General features: G+C 48.3%; 28 protein-coding genes. 18 read left to right on the top strand and 10 right to left on the bottom strand.

The window, feature by feature from the left end:
• Position 1 precedes the first annotated feature (1 nt).
• Both G403_RS0100510 and rpsA read left to right on the top strand, forming a co-directional pair.
• Positions 2-793, top strand: coding sequence for a hypothetical protein (locus G403_RS0100510; protein ID WP_027852262.1), 792 nt, complete (start codon positions 2-4; stop codon positions 791-793).
• Between the two features lie 199 nt (positions 794-992).
• Positions 993-2,675 carry a 30S ribosomal protein S1 gene (rpsA, locus tag G403_RS0100505; protein WP_036231929.1) on the top strand — a complete coding sequence of 561 codons (1,683 nt, stop codon included), beginning with the start codon at positions 993-995 and terminating at the stop codon, positions 2,673-2,675.
• A 100-nt stretch (positions 2,676-2,775) separates the two neighbouring features.
• On the opposite strand, the gene G403_RS0100500 is transcribed toward rpsA, so the two are convergent.
• The 9 genes from G403_RS0100500 to G403_RS0100460 all read right to left on the bottom strand — a co-directional run bounded on the left by G403_RS0100500 (position 2,776) and on the right by G403_RS0100460 (position 9,167).
• The gene (locus tag G403_RS0100500; protein WP_036231927.1) at positions 2,776-2,988 is read right to left on the bottom strand and encodes a DNA gyrase inhibitor YacG; all 213 of its coding nucleotides are present in this window, start codon (positions 2,986-2,988) and stop codon (positions 2,776-2,778) included.
• The gene (gene coaE, locus G403_RS21615) at positions 2,988-3,617 is read right to left on the bottom strand and encodes a dephospho-CoA kinase (protein ID WP_036231925.1); all 630 of its coding nucleotides are present in this window, start codon (positions 3,615-3,617) and stop codon (positions 2,988-2,990) included. Before coaE ends, G403_RS0100500 begins: the two co-directional genes overlap by 1 nt.
• Before the next feature lie 10 nt (positions 3,618-3,627).
• Positions 3,628-4,677: an ABC transporter ATP-binding protein gene (locus G403_RS0100490; RefSeq protein ID WP_027852259.1), complete on the bottom strand. Its 1,050-nt coding sequence runs from the start codon at positions 4,675-4,677 to the stop codon at positions 3,628-3,630.
• Between the two features lie 158 nt (positions 4,678-4,835).
• Positions 4,836-5,363: a 1,6-anhydro-N-acetylmuramyl-L-alanine amidase AmpD gene (gene ampD / locus G403_RS0100485; RefSeq protein WP_027852258.1), complete on the bottom strand. Its 528-nt coding sequence runs from the start codon at positions 5,361-5,363 to the stop codon at positions 4,836-4,838.
• Positions 5,364-5,412: 49 nt separating this feature from the next.
• Positions 5,413-6,630 carry a pilus assembly PilX family protein gene (locus G403_RS0100480; protein ID WP_027852257.1) on the bottom strand — a complete coding sequence of 406 codons (1,218 nt, stop codon included), beginning with the start codon at positions 6,628-6,630 and terminating at the stop codon, positions 5,413-5,415.
• 23 nt (positions 6,631-6,653) lie between these two features.
• Positions 6,654-7,043 (bottom strand): type IV pilin protein, encoded by a 390-nt coding sequence (locus G403_RS25745; RefSeq protein ID WP_027852256.1) that lies wholly within the window; start codon positions 7,041-7,043, stop codon positions 6,654-6,656.
• Positions 7,044-7,054: 11 nt separating this feature from the next.
• Positions 7,055-8,128, bottom strand: coding sequence for a PilW family protein (locus tag G403_RS0100470; RefSeq protein ID WP_027852255.1), 1,074 nt, complete (start codon positions 8,126-8,128; stop codon positions 7,055-7,057).
• On the bottom strand, positions 8,125-8,658 hold the full coding sequence (gene pilV, locus G403_RS24240; protein ID WP_051298295.1) for a type IV pilus modification protein PilV: 534 nt from the start codon (positions 8,656-8,658) through the stop codon (positions 8,125-8,127). Before pilV ends, G403_RS0100470 begins: the two co-directional genes overlap by 4 nt.
• On the bottom strand, positions 8,652-9,167 hold the full coding sequence (locus G403_RS0100460; protein ID WP_169719870.1) for a GspH/FimT family pseudopilin: 516 nt from the start codon (positions 9,165-9,167) through the stop codon (positions 8,652-8,654). Before G403_RS0100460 ends, pilV begins: the two co-directional genes overlap by 7 nt.
• A gap of 328 nt (positions 9,168-9,495) precedes the next feature.
• Between G403_RS0100460 and nadC the strand changes: the two genes are divergently transcribed.
• The 16 genes from nadC (at position 9,496) to G403_RS21605 (ending at position 22,535) form a co-directional block, all read left to right on the top strand.
• The gene (gene nadC / locus G403_RS0100455; protein ID WP_027852253.1) at positions 9,496-10,335 is read left to right on the top strand and encodes a carboxylating nicotinate-nucleotide diphosphorylase; all 840 of its coding nucleotides are present in this window, start codon (positions 9,496-9,498) and stop codon (positions 10,333-10,335) included.
• Positions 10,336-10,472: 137 nt separating this feature from the next.
• Positions 10,473-10,676 (top strand): hypothetical protein, encoded by a 204-nt coding sequence (locus tag G403_RS0100450; RefSeq protein ID WP_027852252.1) that lies wholly within the window; start codon positions 10,473-10,475, stop codon positions 10,674-10,676.
• 208 nt (positions 10,677-10,884) lie between these two features.
• The gene (gene mntA, locus G403_RS0100445) at positions 10,885-11,289 is read left to right on the top strand and encodes a type VII toxin-antitoxin system MntA family adenylyltransferase antitoxin (protein ID WP_027852251.1); all 405 of its coding nucleotides are present in this window, start codon (positions 10,885-10,887) and stop codon (positions 11,287-11,289) included.
• A 17-nt stretch (positions 11,290-11,306) separates the two neighbouring features.
• Complete coding sequence (locus tag G403_RS0100440) at positions 11,307-11,609, top strand: nucleotidyltransferase domain-containing protein (protein ID WP_027852250.1); 303 nt, start codon at positions 11,307-11,309, stop codon at positions 11,607-11,609.
• Positions 11,606-12,061, top strand: coding sequence for a hypothetical protein (locus tag G403_RS0100435; RefSeq protein WP_027852249.1), 456 nt, complete (start codon positions 11,606-11,608; stop codon positions 12,059-12,061). Before G403_RS0100440 ends, G403_RS0100435 begins: the two co-directional genes overlap by 4 nt.
• A gap of 22 nt (positions 12,062-12,083) precedes the next feature.
• Entirely contained in the window at positions 12,084-13,463 is a 1,380-nt protein-coding gene (locus G403_RS0100430; protein ID WP_027852248.1) for an MBL fold metallo-hydrolase RNA specificity domain-containing protein, read from the top strand.
• A gap of 78 nt (positions 13,464-13,541) precedes the next feature.
• The gene (gene rfbB, locus G403_RS0100425) at positions 13,542-14,615 is read left to right on the top strand and encodes a dTDP-glucose 4,6-dehydratase (RefSeq protein WP_027852247.1); all 1,074 of its coding nucleotides are present in this window, start codon (positions 13,542-13,544) and stop codon (positions 14,613-14,615) included.
• A complete protein-coding gene (rfbD, locus tag G403_RS0100420) occupies positions 14,612-15,484 on the top strand; it encodes a dTDP-4-dehydrorhamnose reductase (protein WP_027852246.1) in 873 nt (290 codons plus the stop codon). Before rfbB ends, rfbD begins: the two co-directional genes overlap by 4 nt.
• Positions 15,485-16,372: a glucose-1-phosphate thymidylyltransferase RfbA gene (gene rfbA / locus G403_RS0100415; RefSeq protein ID WP_027852245.1), complete on the top strand. Its 888-nt coding sequence runs from the start codon at positions 15,485-15,487 to the stop codon at positions 16,370-16,372.
• Positions 16,369-16,923 carry a dTDP-4-dehydrorhamnose 3,5-epimerase gene (gene rfbC / locus G403_RS0100410; protein WP_027852244.1) on the top strand — a complete coding sequence of 185 codons (555 nt, stop codon included), beginning with the start codon at positions 16,369-16,371 and terminating at the stop codon, positions 16,921-16,923. Before rfbA ends, rfbC begins: the two co-directional genes overlap by 4 nt.
• A 27-nt stretch (positions 16,924-16,950) precedes the next feature.
• A complete protein-coding gene (locus G403_RS0100405; protein ID WP_027852243.1) occupies positions 16,951-17,640 on the top strand; it encodes a hypothetical protein in 690 nt (229 codons plus the stop codon).
• The gene (locus tag G403_RS0100400) at positions 17,622-18,917 is read left to right on the top strand and encodes a lipid II flippase MurJ (RefSeq protein ID WP_156899612.1); all 1,296 of its coding nucleotides are present in this window, start codon (positions 17,622-17,624) and stop codon (positions 18,915-18,917) included. Before G403_RS0100405 ends, G403_RS0100400 begins: the two co-directional genes overlap by 19 nt.
• The gene (locus G403_RS24780; RefSeq protein ID WP_084403875.1) at positions 18,910-19,857 is read left to right on the top strand and encodes a class I SAM-dependent methyltransferase; all 948 of its coding nucleotides are present in this window, start codon (positions 18,910-18,912) and stop codon (positions 19,855-19,857) included. Before G403_RS0100400 ends, G403_RS24780 begins: the two co-directional genes overlap by 8 nt.
• Positions 19,854-20,885, top strand: coding sequence for a hypothetical protein (locus tag G403_RS0100390; protein ID WP_027852240.1), 1,032 nt, complete (start codon positions 19,854-19,856; stop codon positions 20,883-20,885). Before G403_RS24780 ends, G403_RS0100390 begins: the two co-directional genes overlap by 4 nt.
• A complete protein-coding gene (locus tag G403_RS0100385; RefSeq protein WP_027852239.1) occupies positions 20,878-21,705 on the top strand; it encodes a hypothetical protein in 828 nt (275 codons plus the stop codon). Before G403_RS0100390 ends, G403_RS0100385 begins: the two co-directional genes overlap by 8 nt.
• Positions 21,702-22,535: a glycosyltransferase family 2 protein gene (locus tag G403_RS21605; protein ID WP_051298293.1), complete on the top strand. Its 834-nt coding sequence runs from the start codon at positions 21,702-21,704 to the stop codon at positions 22,533-22,535. The genes G403_RS0100385 and G403_RS21605 overlap by 4 nt, the downstream gene beginning before the upstream one ends.
• On the opposite strand, the gene G403_RS0100375 is transcribed toward G403_RS21605, so the two are convergent.
• The gene (locus tag G403_RS0100375; protein WP_027852238.1) at positions 22,524-23,594 is read right to left on the bottom strand and encodes a glycosyltransferase family protein; all 1,071 of its coding nucleotides are present in this window, start codon (positions 23,592-23,594) and stop codon (positions 22,524-22,526) included. The genes G403_RS21605 and G403_RS0100375 overlap by 12 nt on opposite strands.
• Positions 23,595-23,597 lie beyond the last annotated feature (3 nt).

Here is a 23,597-nt window from a genome sequence, read left to right as displayed (position 1 = left end):
AATGAAAATCAGTAAAACAGCGATTGTTCTCGCCGTTGCGGTGCCCTTGGTGCTGGGCTCAATTGGCACAGCTGTTTTCGTCTATTGGGATTCAATTCAAGCGCAGCAACAAGCTAACGAAGAGATACTGCAAAAATTCGGCTTTGAGATTATACCGGTGAGCCCCTACACCGAGTCGACCGGCGAACTGGGGGCAAAGCAAGTCCCTGCCACCTTTGCAGAAGATGACCTGTCGCCCGTTGAGAAGGTGATCGATGGCCTGCTAAAAGACAAGGAAAAACTGCTCGACGAAAACGAAGCGTTGAAGTACCAGATAACGCAACTTGAGGAGCAGGTGGATTCCCTGGAGCAGTACAAGTCGCTGAATGAGCAGTTCGCACCAGAGACGCTGAGCCAGGAGCTGGAACGCACTCGCCAGGAGCTCGCCAGAAAGATCGGCAACTTGCGGGAAGCCCAGGGCTACAGCAAGTTCTGGATAGAGATGATGGCCAGCGCCGCCCTGCTGGAATATGAGCGCTTTATGGAAGCGAATCGCATGTTGCTTGACCATGGGCAGCGTGAAGAGCTGATCGATGAAGAACTGGTCACCTACGGTTTCTGCGTCGGCAACGCCGTCGAGCTGGCAGCCAATAATGCCCAGGAAGCCCGGGATATCGCCCGCTGGTTCGAGAACCCCGACTCTGTAAACCTGTCGGAGGCGATTCAGGCAGACCTGGATATCGTGCTTCCGCCCTGTCAGATCCCGCTGCGCAAAAAGCTGCAAGCCAGTTTGAGCACTGGCCCGGCAGGCTGATCCCATTCACGTTAGGGCTGTTCACGAAGCGGCCCGATCTGTATAATTTTGCCACTTTATCATCTGCGATCCACCTACGTCAGCGCGGTGGGGCTGTGGATGACTATCGATAACCGACCCTGTATAGCTGACGATACAGGCTGGCAAGCCGGAAAAACCGACCAAATTGGGGTTACCCGGCGCAAAATAGGACATTTTCATGAGCGAAAGCTTTGCTGAACTGTTTGAAGAATCCCTGCAAAACGTAGCTATGACCCCGGGCACCCTGGTCATGGGTGAAGTTGTCGATATCGACAGCGACTGGGTAACTGTAAACGCAGGCCTCAAATCTGAAGCCGTTATCCCGCGTTCACAGTTCATCAACGATGCCAACGAACTCGAAATCGCAGTCGGCGACACCGTTAAGGTCGCGCTGGAAGCGGTTGAAGATGGCTTCGGTGAAACCCGTCTGTCCCGCGAAAAGGCGAAGCGCGCTGAAGCATGGGAAGTTCTGCAGACCAAGTTCGAAGCCGAAGAAACCGTCAAAGGTTACATCTCCGGCAAGGTCAAAGGCGGCTTCACTGTCAGCATCAACAACATCCAGGGCTTCCTGCCGGGCTCTCTGGTTGACGTGCGCCCGATCCGTGACGTTGACCACCTGGAAGGCAAAGAGCTGGAATTCAAACTGATCAAGCTGGACCCGAAGCGTAACAACATCGTTGTTTCTCGCCGCGCGGTTCTGCAGGAAGCTAACAGCGCTCAGCGTGAAGAGCTGCTGGCTACCCTGGAAGAAGGTCAGATCGCTAAAGGTTTCGTCAAGAACCTCACCAACTACGGTGCATTCATCGATCTGGGTGGTGTTGACGGCCTGCTGCACATCACCGATATGGCTTGGAAGCGTATCTCCCACCCGAGCGAAATGCTGACTCCGGGCGACGAGATCACCGTCAAGATCATCAAGTTCGACAAAGAAAGTGGCCGTATCTCCCTGGGCCTCAAGCAGCTGTCTGCTGATCCGTGGGATGACATCAAGGCTCGTTACCCGGCTGGCTCCAAGGTTGCCGCTCGCGTCACCAACCTGACCGACTACGGCTGCTTCGCTTCCATCGAAGATGGTGTTGAAGGCCTGGTACACGTTTCCGAAATGTCCTGGACCAACAAGAACATCCACCCGTCCAAGATCGTTAACATCGGTGACGAGGTAGAAGTGATGATCCTGGATGTGGACGAAGAGCGTCGCCGCATCTCCCTGGGTATCAAGCAGTGCACCCAGAACCCGTGGGTTGGCTTCTCCGAGCAGTACGCTGCCGGCGACCGTGTCAGCGGCACTATCAAGACCATCACCGACTTCGGTATCTTCGTTGGTCTGGATAACGACCTGGACGGCCTGGTTCACATGTCCGACATCTCTTGGGATGCGGATCCGGAAACTGCGCTGCGTCAGTTCAAGAAAGGCGAAGAAGTGGACGCGGTTATCCTGTCCATCGACGCTGAGAAAGAGCGTATCTCTCTGGGTATCAAGCAGCTCGCTTCGGATCCGTTCAGCGAATTCCTGGCAGCTCACCCGAAAGGCTCTATCGTAACCGCTCCGGTCAAGAGCGTTGACGCCAAGGGTGCAGTCATCGATCTGGCAGAAGGCATCGAAGGCTACCTGAAGGTTGCCGAGATCTCGACTGACCGCATCGAAGACGCCAGCACTGTGCTGTCTGTCGGTGAAAACGTTGAAGCCAAGATCACTGGCGCTGACCGTCGCAACCGCAGCATCAACCTGTCTATCCGTGCGAAAGATCAGGCTGAAGAGAAAGAAGCGATCAACGCTGTTCGTAACCAGGAAGTTGAAGTGGCCGGTCCGACCACTATCGGCGACCTGATCAAGCAGCAACTGGCCAGCCAGAAAGACTAATATCCAGTCTTTCTGCAGGCATTAAAAAAGAGCGCTCCGGCGCTCTTTTTTGTGTCCTTATTTTGTAGCCCGGCAGAAGCGCCAGCGGATGCCGGGAAAATTAATGCCGCGTCGGTGTAAATGGCTGCTCTTCCGGCTCCAGACCTGTACTGTAATCATCAAGGCCAGGCTCTGAGGCTATTTGGTACCCCTCGCTCGCCCACTCGCCCAGGTCGATCAACCGGCAGCGCTTGCTGCAAAAAGGCCGAAACGGATTATCGGTGCTATACACTGTCGCTTTGCCGCATTGAGGGCACTTGATCTCGCGACCCATTACTCTGCTCCCTTCTCTCGCATTTGCGCCAATGCTAGCAGCTTCCGATGAAGACTGGCCACCTGACTCTCCAGCGCGCCCAGGTCTCCACGGTTATCAATGAGATAATCGGCGCGCGCCCTGCGCGCTTCAGCGGCCAGCTGAGTCGCCATAATGCTGCGCACCTGTCTTGCATCAACCTCATCCCGCGCACTCGTTCTATCAAGCTGGTGTGCCTCATCAACATCAACCACAACCACCGTATCAACCAACGCATCCTGACCACTCTCAAAGAGCAGCGGCGATACCAGTATCACATAGGCAGAGCTTGATGAGTCGAGCGCCTGAACCGTGCGCGCGCGGATCAACGGATGCAACAGCGCTTCGAGCCAGCGCTTCTGTTCCGGATCATTAAAGATAATCTCCCGCAACGCCCGACGATTCAACTCCCCGGAAGCGAGCAGAATCTCAGGCCCAAAGCGGAGAGCGATCTCATCAAGCGCCGCCTCACCCGGCTCGACCACCTGTCGCGCCACCACATCGGAATCGACAACATCAACGCCAAGCGCCGCGAACAGGCTGGCGGCGGCGCTCTTACCACTGCCGATACCGCCGGTGAGACCCACTTTCAGTGGGTGGCGATTAGACATAAGACCTCTCTTAACTGAAGAACACAATCGGCCGATGTGGAGCGACATGAACACATAACCGCTCACCTATCGGGTAACGGTGCATTCCCCCCTCAACTGACTCCAGCTCCAACCCGGAGTCCAAACGCAGTCGATAAAGGGTCTGACTCCCCTGGAATTCACAGCTGAGCACCTCGGCCTCCACACCACCATCCCGCGACAGCTGGATATCGGTAGGGCGCAAAAACAAGCGAACCGGACAACCGTCCAGATCCGCCGGACCAAAAGGCTCGGCAAACTCCAAATCACCCAGCTCACACTGAAGCCGATCAGCCGCCAGTGCCTTCCCTTCCACCATAACGCCCTTGCCAACAAACGCAGCGACCTCAGGTGTACTGGGCTGGTAGAACAGCTCTTCGGGAGTCCCCCACTGCTGCACGCGGCCCGCCGACAGAACACCCAGGCGGTCACTGATCGTGAACGCTTCCTGTTGGTCATGGGTCACCATGATCGACGCGATGCCCTGCTTCTTGAGGATTCGGCGCATCTCACCTGAAAGCTGACGCCTCAGGTCCGTATCCAGATTGGAGAACGGCTCATCCATCAACAATAGACGCGGCTTGGGCGCGAGTGCACGGGCCAGCGCAACGCGCTGCTGCTGACCACCGGATAACTCGTGAGGGTAGCGCTTGGCAAGGTCTGGCAACTCAACCAGCGCCAGAACCTCATCGACCACCGCATTTTTCTCGGGCCGGCTTAATCCCTTGAGTCCAAACGCGATGTTGTCCGCAATACTCAAATGAGGGAATAGAGCGTAATCCTGGAAAACCATCCCCATTCCACGACGCTCTGGAGGCACAATGCTCTGCGCACTGCTAATCGTCTCGCCGTTAATCCGAATTGAACCGGCCTGCAACTCGATAAAGCCGGCGATTGCCCGCAGGACCGTCGTCTTACCGCAACCACTTGGACCCAGTAAACACGCGATCTCGCCCTCTTCTATCGTAAAACTGACAGACTCCAAAACCGGCTGGCCCTGGTAAGCGCATTTCAGCCCATCAACCGCCAATAACTCGCGCATAGGTCCCCTGATCACTCCGGCACAAACACCCACCCGGCGCTGTGCACCTGCAAAATCAAAGGTTAATAATAAGTGAAAATCATTCGCGAATGTAGCCCGGAAGGAACGTAATTGGCGTCTTCGCCCGGATGCAGCGAAGCGAAATCCGGAAAACCTGATCAGCCGATAATTAAATTTCTATACCGCTCCCAATCAAACGCGGGCCCCGGGTCGGTCTTACGTCCAGGCGCAATATCACAATGCCCAACAATTCGATCCGGTGTTATCTCGGGGTAAAGCGCCATCAACTCGCGCGTAACATCCGCTAACACCTGATACTGAATATCCGTGTAGGGAATGTCATCCGCGCCCTCCAGCTCAATACCGATGGAGAAATCGTTGCAACGCTCGCGCCCTTCAAACTGAGAAACGCCCGCATGCCAAGCCCGCTTTTCGAAGGGCACAAACTGGATTACCTGTCCTTCCCTGTCAATCAGGAGATGGGCAGAGACGCGCAGCTCATGGATTTCACGGTAGAAGGGATGCTCGTCGGGATCCAGGCAGTTGGTGAACAGCTGCCGGATACCCGGGCCGCCGAACTGGCCCGGGGGAAGGCTGATATTGTGAACGACAAGGAGGGAGATCTCCTCTCCCGGGCGGTCATCGCAATTGGGAGAGGGCGCTTTACTAACCGCTTGTGATAACAAAAGAAAAACTTCCAGGCCAAACCATGGAATTCAATGCCTGATCCAATGATCAGGCATCCGATGCACGATCAATACTCTCGACCCAGTCATCCACGTAAGGATCACCAGCGAAGATAAAACCGCTGACAAAGCCCAGCGCTGTCGAGCTGTATTTGACATCGATGGTACCGTTTCCGGTCACGGGCTGATAGTCATCACCACACCCGGTACCATCAATAATGATAGCGCCATAGACCACAAAGTTACCGCTATTAGCGATCGTTCCGCAGCCAGTTACAACGACCAGCCCTACGTAAACACCGGTACCACTGCGGCTGAACTCGGCCCCATCCACCACGAGATACCCCGCGTTATAGCTATTCCCGCTCACGCTGGTGTCCGTATCGATCTTGGTCACCTTGGGCGTATCGTGGGTGCCCAAGGTGGAGTTAGCACTTTCTGCTTTTGAAAGCACATCCCCCAGCAACGAACTATCGCCAAAGTACTGCTCTTGAGTCGGCGCTGTCGATTCACCCGTATCAGGGTCATCCGGATAATCGCCCGCATCCCAAACAGCGGTGGTGTTTATATCGTTCCCACATACCGTCGAGGTAGGATCGCTACTGTCTTGACCACAGAAAGATGTCTTGCTCGCACCCGGGGCACCAACAAGCGTACTGTTGTCAGGGTCGTCCAGGTAGACCGAAGGAATGGCATCGCCGCCTTCAATCGGATCCATCCAGCAGCTGTTACCACTGCAACCGTCTTCCGGCATATCGTGGTCACGGCCATCAATAGGCGCATCATTGCCATTACCCGGATCAATTGTGCAGGGGCCGCCAAGACAGGTAATCGCAGCGGGAGGATCACCACCAGGCGGGTCCGAAGCGGCCATCATCAGAAACGAAATCGTGCGCGTAGAGTTCGTACCCGTCTGAGAACCGACACTCGCCAACTCAACGCTGTCGGAATTACAGGCATTGATGGTAACGGTGTAGCTTGTTCCATTGGTACTGTCATAGGAAACGCCCGACATGCTATTGAACGCATCACCTACCGTGCACCCGCTGGGGTCCCAGTCGGACAGCGAGAGCACATAGTCCCGGGCCGCGTTAACGCCCGCCTCCGCTGCCAGAAAGGCCTGAAGCCTGGCGTTGGCATTACTGGTCTTGCGCTCGTCCTGCAGTGTCGTATCCATCATGGATATACCGGCAATAGCCATAATCGTCAGGATAATCATCCCGATGATCAAAGCCGCCCCACTCTCTTTGGATCTGATTCGTTCCATCTGGGATTCCCGGTTTTAATTAACTACCAACAGTCGCCGCCACCACTGGCGGTTTTGCTTCCGGTCTGGGTAAGCGTCAAGGTACCGCAGTCCGGGTCATCAAATGTAGGCGTTGCCGTTAACGTATAAGTGGTGGCATCGGTCGACGCAGCCACAATCTCCAGATCATAGTAACCGCTTTCGGTGCTGCCATTCGCGCCTTCTGCCGGGCAACTTGCGCCGTTATAACTATTGTCCTGGGTAAAACAGCGCTCAAGCTGCTGGGCCAAATCCATCAAAGCCACCTGCCCCTCTGTACGCTTGGAATCTCGTACCTGCGCAAAATAGGAGGGCAAAGCAACTGCCGCTATAATCGCAACGATAGCAACAACAATCATTAACTCAATCAGTGTAAAGCCTTGATCTCTCTTCATTCGTCCGTTCCTTAGAAGTCAAGCACCAGCTCTACCGAGCTATCTCCGGCGCAAGAGAGCGTATCACTCCGTGTCGCGCCACTGCCGTGGTCATCAAAAACTGAGATGCTCAGGCCAGATTCGGTACTGCCCACACTGCAATTGTAAACCGCTCGCTTATTGCTGCCGGAGCCGGTCTCGTATGCATTGCACGATGTCGCCTCAGCCCCATCGACAGATACCGTCATAACGGAATTCTTATGCTGAGCGCTCCCTGACACCGTGAGCATACACGTCTCGGGATCACCACCGCCGGAATCCCCGCCACCGGAATCTCCACCACCGGAATCTCCACTGCCGGAATCCCCGCCACCGGAATCACCGCCACCGGAATCTCCACCGCCGGAATCCCCGCCACCGGAATCTCCACCACCGGAATCTCCACTGCCGGAATCCCCGCCACCGGAATCTCCACCACCGGAATCACCGCCACCGGAGTCTCCACCGCCGGAACCACCTCCACCGGATCCGCCGCCGGACCCAGAGGCTATACCAGAAATGGCGGCTAGCAGAGGTTCACGCAGCGCGACTGTGTGAGTGATGGTGCGCTGCCCCATATGCAAATCGGACCCACTATCCTCAGGGTCCGCTAGCGTCAATCCAAGCCGAAGAAGAAGCACATCAGACAAGTCTGCCGGCAAATCAGCCGGGTTGGTAGAATACACAATATTGTCACTACCGGCGGTTGGTCGGTATCCAAAAGCCACCGAAAAACCATTAATGCCATCAACCAGCGGACTACCACTGACCTCTAAATCGGTCCCGTTAACCGCGTAGGTGAGGGTTGCTCCATTTTCGGCCTCAAAAGTGACCGAGTTAGCCGTCACCCCGGTAAGCGTTCCCATGCGCAGTTCTCGGTTCATAATTTCGAACGCGATACGCGCATTCTCCGCAATACCCGCCATACTCTCCTGACTGACAACTGCAGACCTGCTCATTACCAACGCCTGAACCACACCCAACACCAGAATCAAACCGATAACCATGGAGATCATCAGCTCAATCAGCGAGATACCCGCTTGCCTTCTCAACGCTAGGCTTTTCATGGTTTGAACCTATAGGTAAATGTCTGGTTTTGAACCGACTTTTGATTATTACCGGTAACGCTGCGCTCACCCCAGGAAATCTGGATGTCATAATAATCGGGAGCACTGGCGTCGTCCGGCTTTATCGTCGCGGTATTAAACAAACCGCCAAACAGTGCCAAATTCGAGTTACACCATGCATTCAGATCCCAACCCGCGAGTTCATCCGGCGTCAGGGTATCGCCCTCACAATCACCTGAGCAGCTCGCCGGTAATGCCGGCTGCGCAGCGGCAGTGCATTCATTATCTGCCAATTCGTAAACGTTAACGGCACCAAAAGGATTGGCCCGCATACGCTCCGCCATATCGGCTGCCTGAATTGCGGCTAGCGAGCGCAGATAACTTGAGTGGCTGACAGCAAGCCCACGTCCGTACATCGCTCCCAGCGCGAGCATGCCAATCGAAAACAGCAACAAGGTTATCAGGGCTTCTATCATCGAAAAGCCTCGCTGGCGTTTGTCGCGCTTTCTACACAACCCCGTTATCAGCATCCTGTCACCGCATCTCCGTCGTCAGTATCCGCCACCTTTTTAACTTTACCCGTCATGTAAACCTGAAATCCGCGTCCATTACCCTGAGGCGTGCATGCCGAAAACTGCGCGCCGGCAGCAGCTGCTGTCAACGCGCCATCGCCATAAAATGTCAGGGAATCACAACCACTGGTACAGGCCAGAGTGACGTTATCCAACGCCTCGGTCTCTCTCAAGACCACATCAGGATCAGGTGAAAGATGGAGCACGTTTAGCCCAGAGGACCAGTCACATCCTCCCGCACCACAGGTTTTTGGCTGAACTTTGATCTGCTCGTTACGCTTCAGCGCTTCGCTCTGCGCAAACTGCATAGCAGCAAGCAGGGAGTCCTGGGCCGCGTCAAGACGCGCATCCTGAACAAAGTTACTGTACGAGGGAACGCCCACGGTTAACAGGATCACCGCGATCGCCAGCGTGATCATAAGCTCGATCAGGCTAAAACCATTTTCTTGAGATCTGTTCTCTGGCATCAACGCACCCAAACTCATAAATCAGACGACAGGCCTGAAACTAACGCACACTTTTTGTACATCAATTAACCAAACAAAGCAAAAATCATTCCGCCACGAGCAGAGCAGCGAGGCATATCGGACCAAGCCCCGGATTCTACTTCGTTACATCTGGGATGCTCTCAGGCTACAACTAAGTAAAACGGCGGCTCGGAATAGAGTCACCTCCTGACAATCGAACAACCTTCTCGTCAGAATCTGACATTTGTAACGCCAAATGAGCGGTTCTGTTTCTTCACATACGGGGAGTTCGCTAGAATACGCCCTCGCAAGACTAACGGAGCTTATTATGCTGACTCTCGAGACCCTAAAACCCATTATCCAAGCCAATGTGCGGGCAGCACTGAGCGAGGATATTGGCGATGGCGACATTACCGCGGTACTGATCCCCGAACAGGAAAAGGCTCAGGGTCGTGTAATCACGCGCGAGGCAGCACGCATCTGCGGAACCGCCTGGGTTGACGAGGTGTTTCGGCAGGTAGACCCATCAGTCACGCTGCAGTGGCACGTCCATGATGGGGACTCCGTGACACCTGAACAGACCCTGTTCTCTTTTGAAGGCCCGGCCCGCTCACTACTCACCGGAGAGCGTGCAGCCCTTAACTTCCTGCAGACACTCTCCGGCACAGCCACGATAGCCGCCGCTTACGCCGCCCAAGTTGCCCATACATCAGTGCGCCTGCTGGACACCCGCAAAACCATCCCCGGACTGCGTATGGCTCAAAAGTATGCGGTCAGCTGTGGCGGCTGTTTCAACCATCGTATCGGACTCTTCGACGCCTTCCTGATCAAGGAAAACCATATTCTCGCCTGCGGCGGGATTGCTGCCGCCGTCAGCAAGGCGCGTGAGATGGCCCCCGGAAAGCCTGTAGAAGTGGAAGTAGAAACCCGCACCCAACTCAATGAGGCGCTCGAGGCCGGGGCAGATATCATCATGCTCGATAACTTCAGCCCAGACCAGATGCGAGAAGCGGTTGAAACGACCGCCGGACGCGCCAAGCTGGAAGCCTCCGGCAATATTACCGATACAACGCTCGTCACCTTTGCGGAGACCGGCGTTGACTATATTTCCATTGGCGCGCTAACCAAGCATTGCCGGGCTATCGACCTGTCGATGCGGCTGACCTGAATCCCTATCATCCAACCGCGGGTCTGACAACCACCCGCGGCCCCATTATTGCATCCATCCAAGTTCTCAAATGGCCGTTTGAACAGTTCCTCTTCAGCGGTCATCTATGGCACACTGAAAACCATGGAGGGCACAGGATGCACCTGCCAAAAACTTTGCGAATCAGTCAGATACAAGTTATTCAAGAAGGCTCTACCCATATTATCTACGCCGTGGATCAATTGGGCCGGGTCTGGGTCAAACGGATAGAAGATGGCACCGAGCAGGAGTGGCAGTCGCTTGATATGTACTATCAAACAGAACCTGCGGAACTCCCCCACGCCGTGACCGAAACGACCTAAACTAGAAAACATCGACGAATACTCAGGGTTCGAGGGCGCCCGAGACAACCTCCGGGCGGTAGCGTGCCTGAAACCCCTGCCGAGAACTGATGGGACAATGCGTGACAAAACATCCAGCCATCGATGACACTGCATACTGCGATGCAATGCGTGAACACTTAGCACAGCTGGCCGAGGAACGTTTCCAGTTTGCTCAAGGGCTGATCACATGAGCCTGAAGCAGGACCCTACTCTGGAAACGCTGACCGCCTTAGCCCGGGAAGAGCCGAATGTATGCATTCTTTGGCTATATGGCTCTCGTGCGAAAGGGACCGCCCAGGCCGACAGTGACTATGATTTAGCGGTGGCATTTAACAGATTTCCTGACGACGCCTGGGAAAAGCGGCTACAACCGGAGCTTCTGGCGCAACGCTGGCAAGATGCCCTGCCCAAGGACAGCAAGCCAATATCAGTGGTGGATATAAACCATATACCGCTCACACTGGCCTATAGCGTGATTTCATCAGGAAAAGTACTGCTCGCCAAAGACACGCTACGCCTGGCCCGGGAAGAAAACAGAATCAGCTCCATGTGGGAACTGGATCACGAGTATCACAAGCGGATTTTCGGATAACCAACGCAGTCAAAACCATGCGCCTGACTAATCGGCAAAAAACTACAATTCAGCAAACCCTAAAACGGTATTTTGGTGAGGCGTCCCATATTTTACTGTTTGGATCACGTACCGATGATGGCGCCCTCGGCGGCGATATTGACCTCTATATCGAGCCGGAGTTGGATGACCCAGACACTTTGGTTGACGCAAAATTAAATGCCCTGGCAGAGCTACACGCCAAACTGGGAGATCAAAAAATCGACCTGGTCATTCATCGCACCCAAACACCGGAGCTCGCGATCCACCGGTCAGCCAAAGCCAGCGGCATCCCGTTATGAAACAGTTTGATCAAACCGTCGAAACCTGCGCGGCTCACGCTAAACGCCTGCGCTGGGCACAAAATACGCTGTCCAACCAATTTCCGTTAACCGCTGAAAATCTATCAAACATTGGCGATGTAGACCTGGCAATCTTGGATCAGTTTATCGTTCGCTTCTCCAAGCTACAGGATGCGATGGGAGCAAAACTCTTCCCTGCCCTGCTGGATCTGACTTACGAGCAGGGTGATTTGACAGCCTTTATCGACAAACTCAACCGGCTTGAAAAACTTGGTGCTATCCCCTCAACGCAGCAATGGCTATTACTCAGGGAAATGAGAAACCAGTTCGCCCACGACTACCCAGATGATCCAGAACTGCAAGCGAGCCTGCTGAACAAAGCCTATAAGCTTTCAAAAGAGCTGCTTTCCGTATTTGAAGGCACGCTTAAATTTGCTGAAAAATACCGCTAGAAACCCTTCACAAGGACGTGAAATGCAAACAACAGTTATACATCACGGAGCGACCAACGGCGTCACCGGCTCATGTCACCAGCTCTACACCGACTCGAACAACAGCCTGCTGGTAGACTGCGGCCTGTTTCAAGGTAACGAAGCCGGCAACAGTCTGGATATCGATTTTGAGACCGAAAGCATCAAAGCGCTGATTCTTACCCATGTACATATCGACCACGTGGGCCGCCTGCCCTGGCTGCTTGCAACCGGTTACCAAGGGCCGATCATCTGCTCACGCCCTTCATCGCTACTGCTGGAACCGGTACTGGAAGACGCCTTCAAACTCGGGGTGAGCCGCGACCATACCCATGTAGAGAAGTACCTGAAAACGATTCGGGAGCGGATGATCGCACTGCCCTACAACCAGTGGTTCAGCCTGATCGAGACCGCTGACAGACAACTGAAAGTTCGGCTCCAACGTGCAGGCCACATCTTGGGTTCAGCCTATATAGAGTGTGAAACCACCGACAAGCATGACGGCAGTACCGAAGTCACCGTCTTTTCAGGTGATTTGGGCGCGCCCCACACGCCGATCCTCCCCGAGCCCCAATCACCGGAGCGCGCGGACAGATTGATTCTGGAATCCACCTACGGCGACAAAGCCCACGAAAACCGGGAACAGCGCCAGCAACACCTGGCGGAGGCCATCGAACGAGCCCAAGAAAACCAAGGCACCGTACTGATACCCGCCTTCAGCATTGGCCGCACTCAAGAGCTCCTTTACGAACTGGAAACAATCACCGCTGACCAGACCGAGCCCCTGCCGGTTATTCTGGACTCCCCGCTGGCAACCCGGTTCACAGAACTGTACAAAGAACTGAAACCCTACTGGGACGAAGAAGCCCACGAGCATCTGCGCCGGGGCGGTAAACCACTGAGCTTTGACAACCTCCTTGTGGTCGACAACCATCAGCAACACATGCAAATGGTCCAGCACCTCAACGAAAGCAAACGCCCCGCCATCGTTATCGCCGGCAGCGGTATGTGCAATGCAGGGCGGATCGTTAACTACCTGAAAGCGATGCTGAACAACCCCAAGCATGCGGTACTCTTCGTCGGTTACCAGGCCCAAGGCACCCCAGGACGCGATATCCAGCAATACGGCCCCCAGGGCGGATACGTCTGGCTTGATGATGAACGCATCGATATACGCGCACGCATCGAAACCATCAGTGGCTACTCCGCCCATGCCGATAAAAACGACCTGATCAACTTCGTTGCCGGCATCAAACAGAGGCCCCTAGAGATACGAATAGTCCATGGCGATAACCAGGCGAAGAGCCGCCTTAAAGCTTCATTATCTGCTCTTTACCAAGGCAGAGAGCGAGCACCAACAATCGAAATAGCCTCGCATGGTTAGCGCCTTGGCTATTCGCCCCTGTAGCCCCGATGCAGCAAAGCGAAATCCGGGGCAAACCTGGCAGAAGTAAACGATACGATGAAAATACTTGTCACCGGCGGTGCCGGCTTCATTGGCTCTGCCGTTGTGCGGCACCTGATCCAAAACACCGATCACGAGGTGATAAACCTCGATAAGCTCACCTATGCCGGGAATCTTGCGAACGTTGAATCCGTTGCCCAGTCGCCCCGTTACACCTTCGAGCATGTCGATATCTGCAACCGACCCGAGCTGGAAAGGGTGTTCGATACACACAAGCCAGACGCCATAATGCACCTGGCTGCTGAAAGTCACGTGGACCGATCAATAGATGGCCCCGCCGCCTTCATTGAAACCAACATCGTAGGCACCTACACATTACTCGAAGTATCCCGGGCATACTGGCAGGGGTTACAGGACGAGCAAAAAAATCGCTTCCGCCTACTGCACGTCTCAACCGATGAAGTGTACGGCGACCTCCCCCATCCCGACGACGATGATAAGGCCGCCGCGCAGCTCTTCTCCGAGTTAACTTCATACGCCCCAAGCTCACCCTATTCCGCATCCAAGGCCAGCTCCGATCATTTAGTCAGAGCATGGGCACGCAGTTACGGTCTACCCACGATGATAACCAACTGCTCGAACAACTATGGGCCATACCACTTCCCGGAAAAGCTTATTCCCCTGATCATACTGAACGCACTGGAGCAGCGGCCACTACCCGTTTACGGGAAGGGTGACCAGATCAGGGACTGGTTATACGTAGAAGACCATGCCCGTGCACTGAGCACCGTCCTGGAAAAAGGCGCGCCCGGGGAAACCTATAACATTGGCGGAAACAACGAAAAACGTAACATCGAAGTGGTTGAAACCATCTGCAGTACACTTCAGCAGCTAGCCCCAACCGACACCCATTACAGAGATTTAATCACTTACGTTGAAGACCGGCCCGGCCATGATCGGAGGTACGCAATTGACGCCTCGAAAATTAAAAAAGAGTTAGGCTGGACCCCGGCTGAAACCTTCGAGAGCGGGATAAAGAAAACAGTTAAATGGTACCTAGATAACCTGGACTGGTGCCGAAAAGCACAATCAGGTAATTATTCGCGCGAACGCCTAGGGATACAGCGATGAAAATCCTGGTGCTAGGCGCCACCGGTCAAGTCGGTTTTGAAGTGTGTCGATCAATCGCCTGCTTAGGAAAGGTGTACGCACCCGGCCGCAAGGAACTGGACCTGTCAGATCTACCCGCAGTGGAAGCGTACCTGCAAAAAACCAGCCCCAACATCGTCATTAACGCCGCCGCCTACACGCAGGTTGATAAAGCAGAGAGCGAGCCGGACCTCGCCAGAAAGCTGAACGCGGATTTACCCGAGATACTGGCAAACCACTCAGCCACGCAAGGCTCGCTACTTGTCCACTACTCCTCCGATTACGTCTATGACGGCAATCACCAATCCTTCCGAAAAGAATCAATGGAAGGCTCTCCTGTAAACCGATATGGAGAGACTAAACTCCAAGGCGACCTGGCGATCCTGCACTCAGGCTGCGAGCATCTGATTTTCCGCACCAGTTGGGTCTACAGTGCGCGTGGGAAGAATTTTATGAGAACAATGCTCGATCTGGGTAAACAACGCACCGAGCTGAACGTAGTGGATGATCAGATTGGCTCCCCCACACCCGCGAGACTGATTGCAAACGTCACGGCCCTGGCCGCTCACAGTGGTTTAGAGAGCGGGATATATCACCTTGCGCCAAGGGGACACACGAGTTGGCATGGATTTGCCCGGGAGATCTTCAATGTCGCAAGCCGGGAAAGCGAGCCCTTAATGTTAACGGCAGACGACATCAACCCTATTCCCACACATCAATACCCAACCCCGGCCAAGCGTCCATTGAACTCACGATTAGACACAAGCAAATTAGAGCAGGCCCTCAATATTCAACTACCCGAGTGGAAAACTGAACTGGCCTCAACATTAAATGAATTCCTGGAGAAATAGATGAAAGGGATAGTCCTCGCCGGCGGCTCCGGCACCCGCCTCTACCCCATCACACGGGGAATCTCCAAACAGCTCCTGCCAGTCTACGACAAGCCGATGATCTATTACCCTCTGTCTGTACTGATGCTGGCGGGAATACGGGACATATTGATAATCACAACCCCAGAAGATCAAGCGAGCTTCAAGCGGTTGCTAAATGACGGCAGCCAGTGGGGAATAAACCTGACATACGCCGTTCAACCCAGCCCGGATGGACTTGCCCAAGCGTTTATCATCGGCGAAAGCTTCATCGGACAGGACAGTGTTTGTCTGGTACTGGGCGACAACATTTACTATGGACAAGGGCTGAGTAAGATGTTGCAACGCGCCGCTAGTCAAACAAAAGGCGCTACCGTATTCGGCTACCAGGTTTCCGATCCAGAACGCTTTGGCGTGGTTGAGTTCGACGCGCAGCAAAGAGCGGTTTCCATCGAAGAAAAGCCTGCCGTACCAAAGTCTGACTATGCCGTTACCGGCCTCTACTTCTATGACAATGATGTTGTAGCCATCGCCAAACAGATAGAGCCTTCGGATCGAGGCGAACTCGAAATCACCAGCGTCAACCAAGCGTATCTGGAACGCGGCGATCTCAATGTACAGTTACTTGGGCGCGGGTTTGCCTGGCTCGACACCGGTACGTTCGACTCTCTTCAAGAAGCTGCCAGTTTCATAGAAACACTGGAAAAGCGCCAGAGTCTTAAGATAGCCTGCCCGGAAGAGATCGCCTACCGTATGGGCTTTATTAACGACGACCAGTTGCTCGCAGAGGCCGAAAAGCTGCAAAAGAACAGCTACGGCGTCTATCTGAAAAAGCTGCTGAAGCATAAGCCAACCGAACGAAACTTATGAAAGTCATAGAAACCAAAATTCCCGACGTCAAGATTATCGAACCCAAGGTCTTCAAAGACGAACGCGGCTTTTTCATGGAGAGCTGGAACGAGCGAGATTTCCACGAAGCCGGCATCGACGCCAAGTTCGTACAGGACAACCATAGCAGGTCAGTAAAAAATACCCTTAGGGGACTGCATTATCAGATCAAGCACCCTCAGGGCAAACTGGTAAGGGTAACCCGCGGTGAAGTATTCGATGTCGCGGTCGATATTCGCCCTTCGTCACCCACCTTCGGACAGTGGGTTGGCGAATATCTGTCGGAAGAGAATAGCCGGATGTTATGGATCCCTCCTGGATTTGCACATGGTTTCTTAGTCACTGGGGTGATTGCAGAATTTCAATACAAATGCACAGACTTTTATCAACCAAACTATGAGCAGATCATATTATGGAATGACAAAACACTAGGAATAGACTGGCCCCTAGACAAGGGTAGTCCAACCTTATCGGAGAAGGATAAACATGGACGGAACTTCTTAGAAGTAGAACTTCATGCCCCAAAATCGTAGGTAATCTTTAACGAAAAGAGTAGAGAAATGTTAAATATTTTCATTGGGTACGATGAAGTAGAATCAATTGCGTGGCATACAATGGCCCACTCCATATTTACTAGAAGCTCAAAGCCCGTCTCTATTATTCCGCTAAGCACAAAAAATTTAAAAGGAATATATAAAAGAGAACGAGACCCGAAGCAGTCAAATGACTTCTCATTCACTAGGTTTTTAGTTCCCTTTCTTTCAGATTATAAGGGATGGGCTGTTTTTTTTGATTGTGACATGTTAATTCAGACTGATATATACAACCTCTTAAATGAAGTCGATAAAAACCCCGGAAAGGCAGTGTACGTTGTAAAACACGATTATACCCCAAGGTGCGAATATAAATATTTAGGAAACAAACAGTATAAATATCCGAGGAAGAATTGGTCTTCTGTTATATTATGGAATTGTAATCATCCCGCTAATAGAAAATTGACTCCTGACTTTATAAATACAGCACCGGCAATGAACCTCCACCGCTTCATGTGGCTTAATGATGAGGATATTGGCGAATTAGATGTGAAGTGGAACTGGTTAGTAGGTGAATACTCATCTCCACCTAATGAAATCATGAACATTCATTGGACGATTGGAGGTCCATATTTTAACGAATACCGAGATACCGACTTCGCTAAAGAATGGTTCGATGAAAAAGAAAAAATGACCTATTGCAAACAAAAAAAATAATGGTATCAAAGAAACGTAGGTTTTATATTGCTGCGGTTACAGGAGCGCAACTTATAGGCCAAGCGACAATACAAATACTAATAATTTTGCTTATAGGTCCTGGAGAAAAAACAGACACTTTCATAGCTGCACAAACTATCCCTTTTATACTTTTAGCTGTCGGGACTGCAAGCTTACATAGCGTATGGTATACAAAACTTACGATATCAAATGCCGATGACAACAGGTCACAATTCAGAAGAAAAAAATCGATTGGCTATGCCCATTCAATAATTTCAGCGCTTATTGCGTTAATTTTATCTCTTATTTCGACATACTTCTCTGAAAGTTTCATCTTTACAGGCTTTTCAAAAGAAAACATCGAAAACTTCAAAGATTATAGTTATATTTTATCGTTTTGTACGTTTTTTGGCATTATATCAGCATATATATCAATAACGCTTAGGTCTCAGGAGTTTTACCTTTTAGCAGAAACTCCAAGCCTAGTAGGAACTGTTATATTATTAATTTTTTTAAGTTTAACTCTAAGAAATGAAGATATAACGATGGCAGCTTGGGGGATGCTAACTCGATCCATTATTATTTACAGCATCCAGCTTTTTATAATAGATTTCAAAAAACCTTTAATAAAAACATCAATAACAAGGAAAGATGAATGGCTAAAAATGCTTCCTATTACACTAACCACACCATTTTATAAAGCATCACCTTTAGTGGATAGGCACTTCGCTTCACACACACAGGCAGGCGGAATAACGGATTTAAATATTGCACAGACAATTATATCAAGCGTAATTGCAATATCCGAAAAAGTCTACATCACTCCTCTAATCCCTAGCTTCTCAAATCTCATAAACAGGAAAGAAAAAAGAAAAGCATATAAGCTGTACATACGATCACTATTTATAATCACATCCGGAACCTTAATAATAATCACCGCACTCGGAATTTCATTCATTTTTATACCTCAGCTTCTTTCAGACTTGATGAACATCGATCAAAGTCTAACAAAAAATTTAATTGAAATAATGATAATTTTAAGTGGTTTCCTATTTGCGTCACTTAGTGGGATCTTAACAAATGCTTTCTTCTTCACAATAGGCTCAAATAAAACACCCGCACAAATAGGAATAATAGGATTTCTCATTGGCATAATCTATAAATACATACTATTTTTGATGTTTGGAATAAAAGGGATTGCTTTAGGTATTACGCTACATTACATGTCTAATTTTGGTATACTCTTTTTAATTCTTAGAAAAAAACTTCATGAATGACATACCAAGTTTCATAGAGTTAGAATTTTGTACCTGCCCCAATGGCTGCGTACCTCGCGATGAACATGTTCTATCCGGTCGAGATCATTTACATGGCTTAGAAGGAACTTACACCATTGTAGAATGTTTGACATGTGGACTTCAGCGTACAAACCCAAGGCCAACGAGAGATACAATAGGGTATTATTACCCATCAACATATACACCTTACAATCACTCACAGGAACGTAAGAAACACAAAAGCAACTTTGCCTATAAGTTGGCAGTGTTGTTGGGCCTTGAAAATAGATGCATTAAGAAAAAACCACCAGGAAATCTACTAGACATTGGGTGTGCTAACGGTGCATATATCAATGAAATGCAAGATAAGGGCTGGAAAGTTAAAGGAATCGAATTTTCCTCCCATGCCGAAAATAATGTAGTTAATAGTAACTTAGACATTCTATATACAGACATATATGATTTAAGGGACCTTGGAAAATATTTCGACGTGGTGACTATGTGGATGGTTTTAGAGCATATGCATGCCCCCACTAAGATCCTAAAAAAGATAAGAAACTGGATCTCCGATGATGGAATATTAGTTATTTCCATACCCGATGCCAACTCGCTTTGCAGGCGAATTTTTAGAGATAAATGTTACGATATACAATTACCGACACACTTATATCACTTCAATAAAAAATCGATAATTCGTGTCCTACAAGAATCTGGGTATGAAATAACGAATGTGCGGTGGCAAAAAAATCCGAACACTATTATTGAAAGTATATTAATATATACAAATAAAGGAAGCCTGATAAATTCGTTATTTAGATGGATAAAGAATTCCAGAAAAGCATTATTTCTAAGAGCAATACTATCCTTTTTTTTAGGTATTACGCATCAAAGCGCCAGAATAGAAATAATAGCTAGACCAAATATCAGGAGAAAAATTTGAACATCTATTTTTGGCCGCAAACAAATAATAAAAGAGTTGCAAGCTATAGGATACGCTGCCTTAATATCGTTAAATTATTTGAGGAGCGTCTTTACGGACCATCATTCTATATAAAAAAACCTTTCTTATTTTCATTTAGAAGACCTCACACCCTTATTTTATCAAAACGTTATGATTCAAAAAGTATTGCGCATGCCATAAAGCTTAAAGAGAAATTTGGCACCGAACTATATCTTGATTTATGTGATAATCATATCTTCTACAAACATGAAACACCTAAATTAAAAAAAAGGAAAATAGACTTTATTAACGCGATCGATAAAATTGATAATATAATCACATCGAGCGATTATTTAGCAAACGAGATATCAAAATACAAAAACAAAAACAAAATAAGAGTTATAGAGGATTTGACTGAAAAGCCTAGCTCATATTCAAAGTATGATACAATCTTTAGCCCCAGCAAATATAGAGAATATAAAAGGCTTAAATCTTTTTTAAAATCCAACGAAGCTAAAGGGCCCGAAAATATCATTTGGTTTGGTAATAAAGGGACACCACACTCGGGCGGTGGGATCGACGATCTTTCACTAACCATTGATATCTTGAATAAAGTATATGAAAAACGCCCAATTACTTTTACTGTAATGAGCAACTCAAAAAAAAGCTTTAGTCCAATATTAGAAAGGCTAAAATGTCCTACTTTATATATTGAATGGAATTTGCAATTTTCATCGGATATTCTTAGTCTCCATGATACATGTATTATACCAATTAAAAAAACTCCTTTCACATTATCAAAATCATCTAATAGAGTTTTAACTGCTCTTTCACATGGGTTAAACGTAATAGCAGACCCAATACCAAGTTATAAGAAGTATCAGGAATTCATTACCATAGGTGTCGACTATGAAAATTTAAAATATAGCGCAAAAAAAACAAGACAGAGGGGCGACATAGATAAACTAATTTATCTCCAGAATAAAAGAATTTTAGATGACTGGCAAAAAATATTTATAAATGAATAAGATTGTATTGTGCCTTAATAAAATCACCTTTTCTTTAGCCACCAGTCTTGCCGAGCAGGAAAAAAATAAGAATATAAAATACTTCTTGCTATTTGATAGAGCCAGAATAGCGCCAAATAAAGCTATCAAAAACGTAAAATATATACCAATATCAAAGACGTCAATTTTATGTAACATATTCAATCTACTACCACTTTCGAATATTGAGGCTTATGTGCCACATGACAGGATAAATAAGAGTCTACTCCATTACATCAATTTACTTAATAACGTAAATTTAATAGATGATGGAATGGATACATTGAGAGAAAATCCGATCAATATTTCGAAAAATTTAACTCAAAAGGCACGTTCACTAGTTACATTTTCCGACTACACTAAAATGGGCTCCTGGACATCCAACATAAGAAAAGTAAGACCAGAAAACATCAATAGCTTATTCGATAAAAGCCAGCCTTGTGAAAACCTTAACAATTACGATGCAGTAATCATAGAATCGTTGGGCGTGAATTCTTTACCTTCTAAATATAAAAAAGTGTGCATAATTAGACATCCAAACCCTAATAAAAGGATTCATTTAGAAAGGCAATCGAATTTAAAGGAGATTTTCGCCCAAGATTTTTCGCTAGAAGGCTCTATAATAGAGTATGAAGGGGATATTATAATGGGAGAAACAATGATACTCCCCTATTTACTTCACTCAAAAAAAATCAATTTCAGACACCTCTATATTCAAATGAGCGACACGCAATATCAGAACTTAAAATCTCTACATCATTTAATCAAAAGAAATAATATATCATTAGATATCAAAATATGATGATAGACGTTTTGTTAGCCACATATAATGGTGCCGAATACTTAAGACAACAAATTGACTCAATAATTAATCAAAGCTTTCAATCATTTCGCTTGATCATTCACGATGATGGTTCCAACGATGAGACAAGAAACATCATTAGGTCCTACACACAGAAAATGCCAGATAAAGTATTTTTCTTAGATGACGATTTTTTTCCAGGTGGAGCAAAAAAAAACTTTTCATATCTTCTTAATAAATCATCATCTTCTTACATTATGTTTTCTGACCAAGATGATATCTGGTTACCTGAAAAATTAGAGAAGATGTATAATAAAATATTGGAGCTAGAAAAATCTAATCCAGAGTTACCAATATTGGTCCATTCTGATTTATCACTAATCGATGAAACCGGAACAATTTTTGAAGATTCCTTTTTCTTTCACTTAAAGCTAAAAAAGAAAATTGAAAGGCTTGAAGACATATTAGTCGAGAATAGCGTTTCTGGTTGTGCAATGATCTTCAATAGAAAAGCCGTTAATCTTTCGTCGCCGATACCAAACGAGGCCATGATGCACGATTGGTGGATTTCTTGCCAGGTAATGAAAAATAGAGGCATCATATATTTCATCGATGAACCACTAGTTTATTACAGACAACATTCTCGCAACGTCATTGGCGCAAAGAAAGCAGGTTATCTTTTTTATATCAAAAAATTATCAAACCCTTTAAAAACAGCAGATTACTTAAAAAGACTGTATATTCAAATAAAGTGCTTAAAAAAAGAATACACGATATCTCAGTACATTTTTGATCTATCTAAAACAATTATCCGCAAACTAAAAAGTTAGACTTCTTAAAGCACTCTGAACTCTATCAGTAATAATGTGCTCATCAAAATGATGTTGATATAGTTTTTTGCCGTTTATACCTATATTCATCAACTTATCTCTATTTTCAAACGCCCAAATTATTTTATCAGTTAAATCAGCATGATCATTCTGTGATACTAATAAGCAGTTAAATTTATCTACAAAATCATATGCGTTTCGATTCATTGCACCTACAATACAAGCCTTAGAAGAGGCTAACGCTTGAACCGTTTTTCCCGTAACGACTCTAGACGCTTGCGGTGTTCCCCCGAAAGGCCCTCCTAAAATTAAATTTGCTTTCGGTATTATTTCATTAATTAAGTCACGATAGTCAACCCACCTTTCATATTTGATCTTTACATCAGGAAAAGTTTTATTGATATATTTAACCCTTCTTTCAATTTTTTTTCCTCCTCCTATTAACTGAAATAGGATAGGAACCCCCCTCAAATTTAAAATTGCTTTAAATAGTGTTTCCACACCATGGAGAGGCAAAAAAGAACCGTAGTAAAGTACTACGAACTCGCTTTTTTCATCTAACGTTTTTGGGATGTAGGAGTTCTCTATAGCCCCTATTGGAATAATTTTTACCTTGCTTTCGTTAATGTTGAAGCAACTTGAGAACTTATCTGAATGCCCTTCAGTATCTGTAAATACTAAATTAGCATCTTTCATTACTGACGCCTCAAACGGTTGATAAAAATAGGAAGCCATGGCTCCAAACCAACCGAATTTTCTTTCTTCAGACAGTGACAAATACGGCGACATTAGAGCGTCTAGTGCTATTGTAGAAGTTCCTACTAGCCATCTCACAGGCCAATAAATTTCGATCCCACGAAACCCTATGATGTAAACTACATCTCTATTCTTTCTATATTTATATAATTTAGAAAGAACCTCAAAATATCTAAGCATCCCTCTACGTTCATTAATAATCAGATCCAGCTCAACCCAGGTTGTTTTTTTTAGCGCATTAATTAAAGAGAGACTTCTTATATAGCTGGGAGACTTATACGCTAGTATATAGCAAACTTTCATACA

Origin of the sequence: Marinobacterium litorale DSM 23545, from assembly GCF_000428985.1 — a bacterium.
In the GTDB taxonomy this organism is placed as follows: domain Bacteria; phylum Pseudomonadota; class Gammaproteobacteria; order Pseudomonadales; family Balneatricaceae; genus Marinobacterium_D; species Marinobacterium_D litorale.
This window is presented reverse-complemented; position numbering and strand designations above follow the sequence as displayed.

Coding starts and splice junctions, on each gene's coding strand:
- G403_RS0100430 (WP_027852248.1), top strand. CDS start 12,084: ATGCAAACAACAGTTATACATCACGGAGCGACCAACGGCGTCACCGGC.
- rfbD (WP_027852246.1), top strand. CDS start 14,612: ATGAAAATCCTGGTGCTAGGCGCCACCGGTCAAGTCGGTTTTGAAGTG.
- G403_RS21605 (WP_051298293.1), top strand. CDS start 21,702: ATGATGATAGACGTTTTGTTAGCCACATATAATGGTGCCGAATACTTA.
- pilV (WP_051298295.1), bottom strand. CDS start 8,658: ATGCTGATAACGGGGTTGTGTAGAAAGCGCGACAAACGCCAGCGAGGC.
- rfbB (WP_027852247.1), top strand. CDS start 13,542: ATGAAAATACTTGTCACCGGCGGTGCCGGCTTCATTGGCTCTGCCGTT.
- G403_RS0100450 (WP_027852252.1), top strand. CDS start 10,473: ATGCACCTGCCAAAAACTTTGCGAATCAGTCAGATACAAGTTATTCAA.
- G403_RS0100470 (WP_027852255.1), bottom strand. CDS start 8,128: ATGAAAAGCCTAGCGTTGAGAAGGCAAGCGGGTATCTCGCTGATTGAG.
- G403_RS0100480 (WP_027852257.1), bottom strand. CDS start 6,630: ATGGAACGAATCAGATCCAAAGAGAGTGGGGCGGCTTTGATCATCGGG.
- G403_RS0100405 (WP_027852243.1), top strand. CDS start 16,951: ATGTTAAATATTTTCATTGGGTACGATGAAGTAGAATCAATTGCGTGG.
- G403_RS0100490 (WP_027852259.1), bottom strand. CDS start 4,677: ATGCGCGAGTTATTGGCGGTTGATGGGCTGAAATGCGCTTACCAGGGC.
- mntA (WP_027852251.1), top strand. CDS start 10,885: ATGAGCCTGAAGCAGGACCCTACTCTGGAAACGCTGACCGCCTTAGCC.
- G403_RS0100385 (WP_027852239.1), top strand. CDS start 20,878: ATGAATAAGATTGTATTGTGCCTTAATAAAATCACCTTTTCTTTAGCC.
- G403_RS0100435 (WP_027852249.1), top strand. CDS start 11,606: ATGAAACAGTTTGATCAAACCGTCGAAACCTGCGCGGCTCACGCTAAA.
- rfbA (WP_027852245.1), top strand. CDS start 15,485: ATGAAAGGGATAGTCCTCGCCGGCGGCTCCGGCACCCGCCTCTACCCC.
- G403_RS25745 (WP_027852256.1), bottom strand. CDS start 7,043: ATGAAGAGAGATCAAGGCTTTACACTGATTGAGTTAATGATTGTTGTT.
- G403_RS0100375 (WP_027852238.1), bottom strand. CDS start 23,594: ATGAAAGTTTGCTATATACTAGCGTATAAGTCTCCCAGCTATATAAGA.
- G403_RS0100510 (WP_027852262.1), top strand. CDS start 2: ATGAAAATCAGTAAAACAGCGATTGTTCTCGCCGTTGCGGTGCCCTTG.
- G403_RS0100500 (WP_036231927.1), bottom strand. CDS start 2,988: ATGGGTCGCGAGATCAAGTGCCCTCAATGCGGCAAAGCGACAGTGTAT.
- G403_RS24780 (WP_084403875.1), top strand. CDS start 18,910: ATGAATGACATACCAAGTTTCATAGAGTTAGAATTTTGTACCTGCCCC.
- G403_RS0100440 (WP_027852250.1), top strand. CDS start 11,307: ATGCGCCTGACTAATCGGCAAAAAACTACAATTCAGCAAACCCTAAAA.
- nadC (WP_027852253.1), top strand. CDS start 9,496: ATGCTGACTCTCGAGACCCTAAAACCCATTATCCAAGCCAATGTGCGG.
- coaE (WP_036231925.1), bottom strand. CDS start 3,617: ATGTCTAATCGCCACCCACTGAAAGTGGGTCTCACCGGCGGTATCGGC.
- rfbC (WP_027852244.1), top strand. CDS start 16,369: ATGAAAGTCATAGAAACCAAAATTCCCGACGTCAAGATTATCGAACCC.
- G403_RS0100460 (WP_169719870.1), bottom strand. CDS start 9,167: ATGCCAGAGAACAGATCTCAAGAAAATGGTTTTAGCCTGATCGAGCTT.
- rpsA (WP_036231929.1), top strand. CDS start 993: ATGAGCGAAAGCTTTGCTGAACTGTTTGAAGAATCCCTGCAAAACGTA.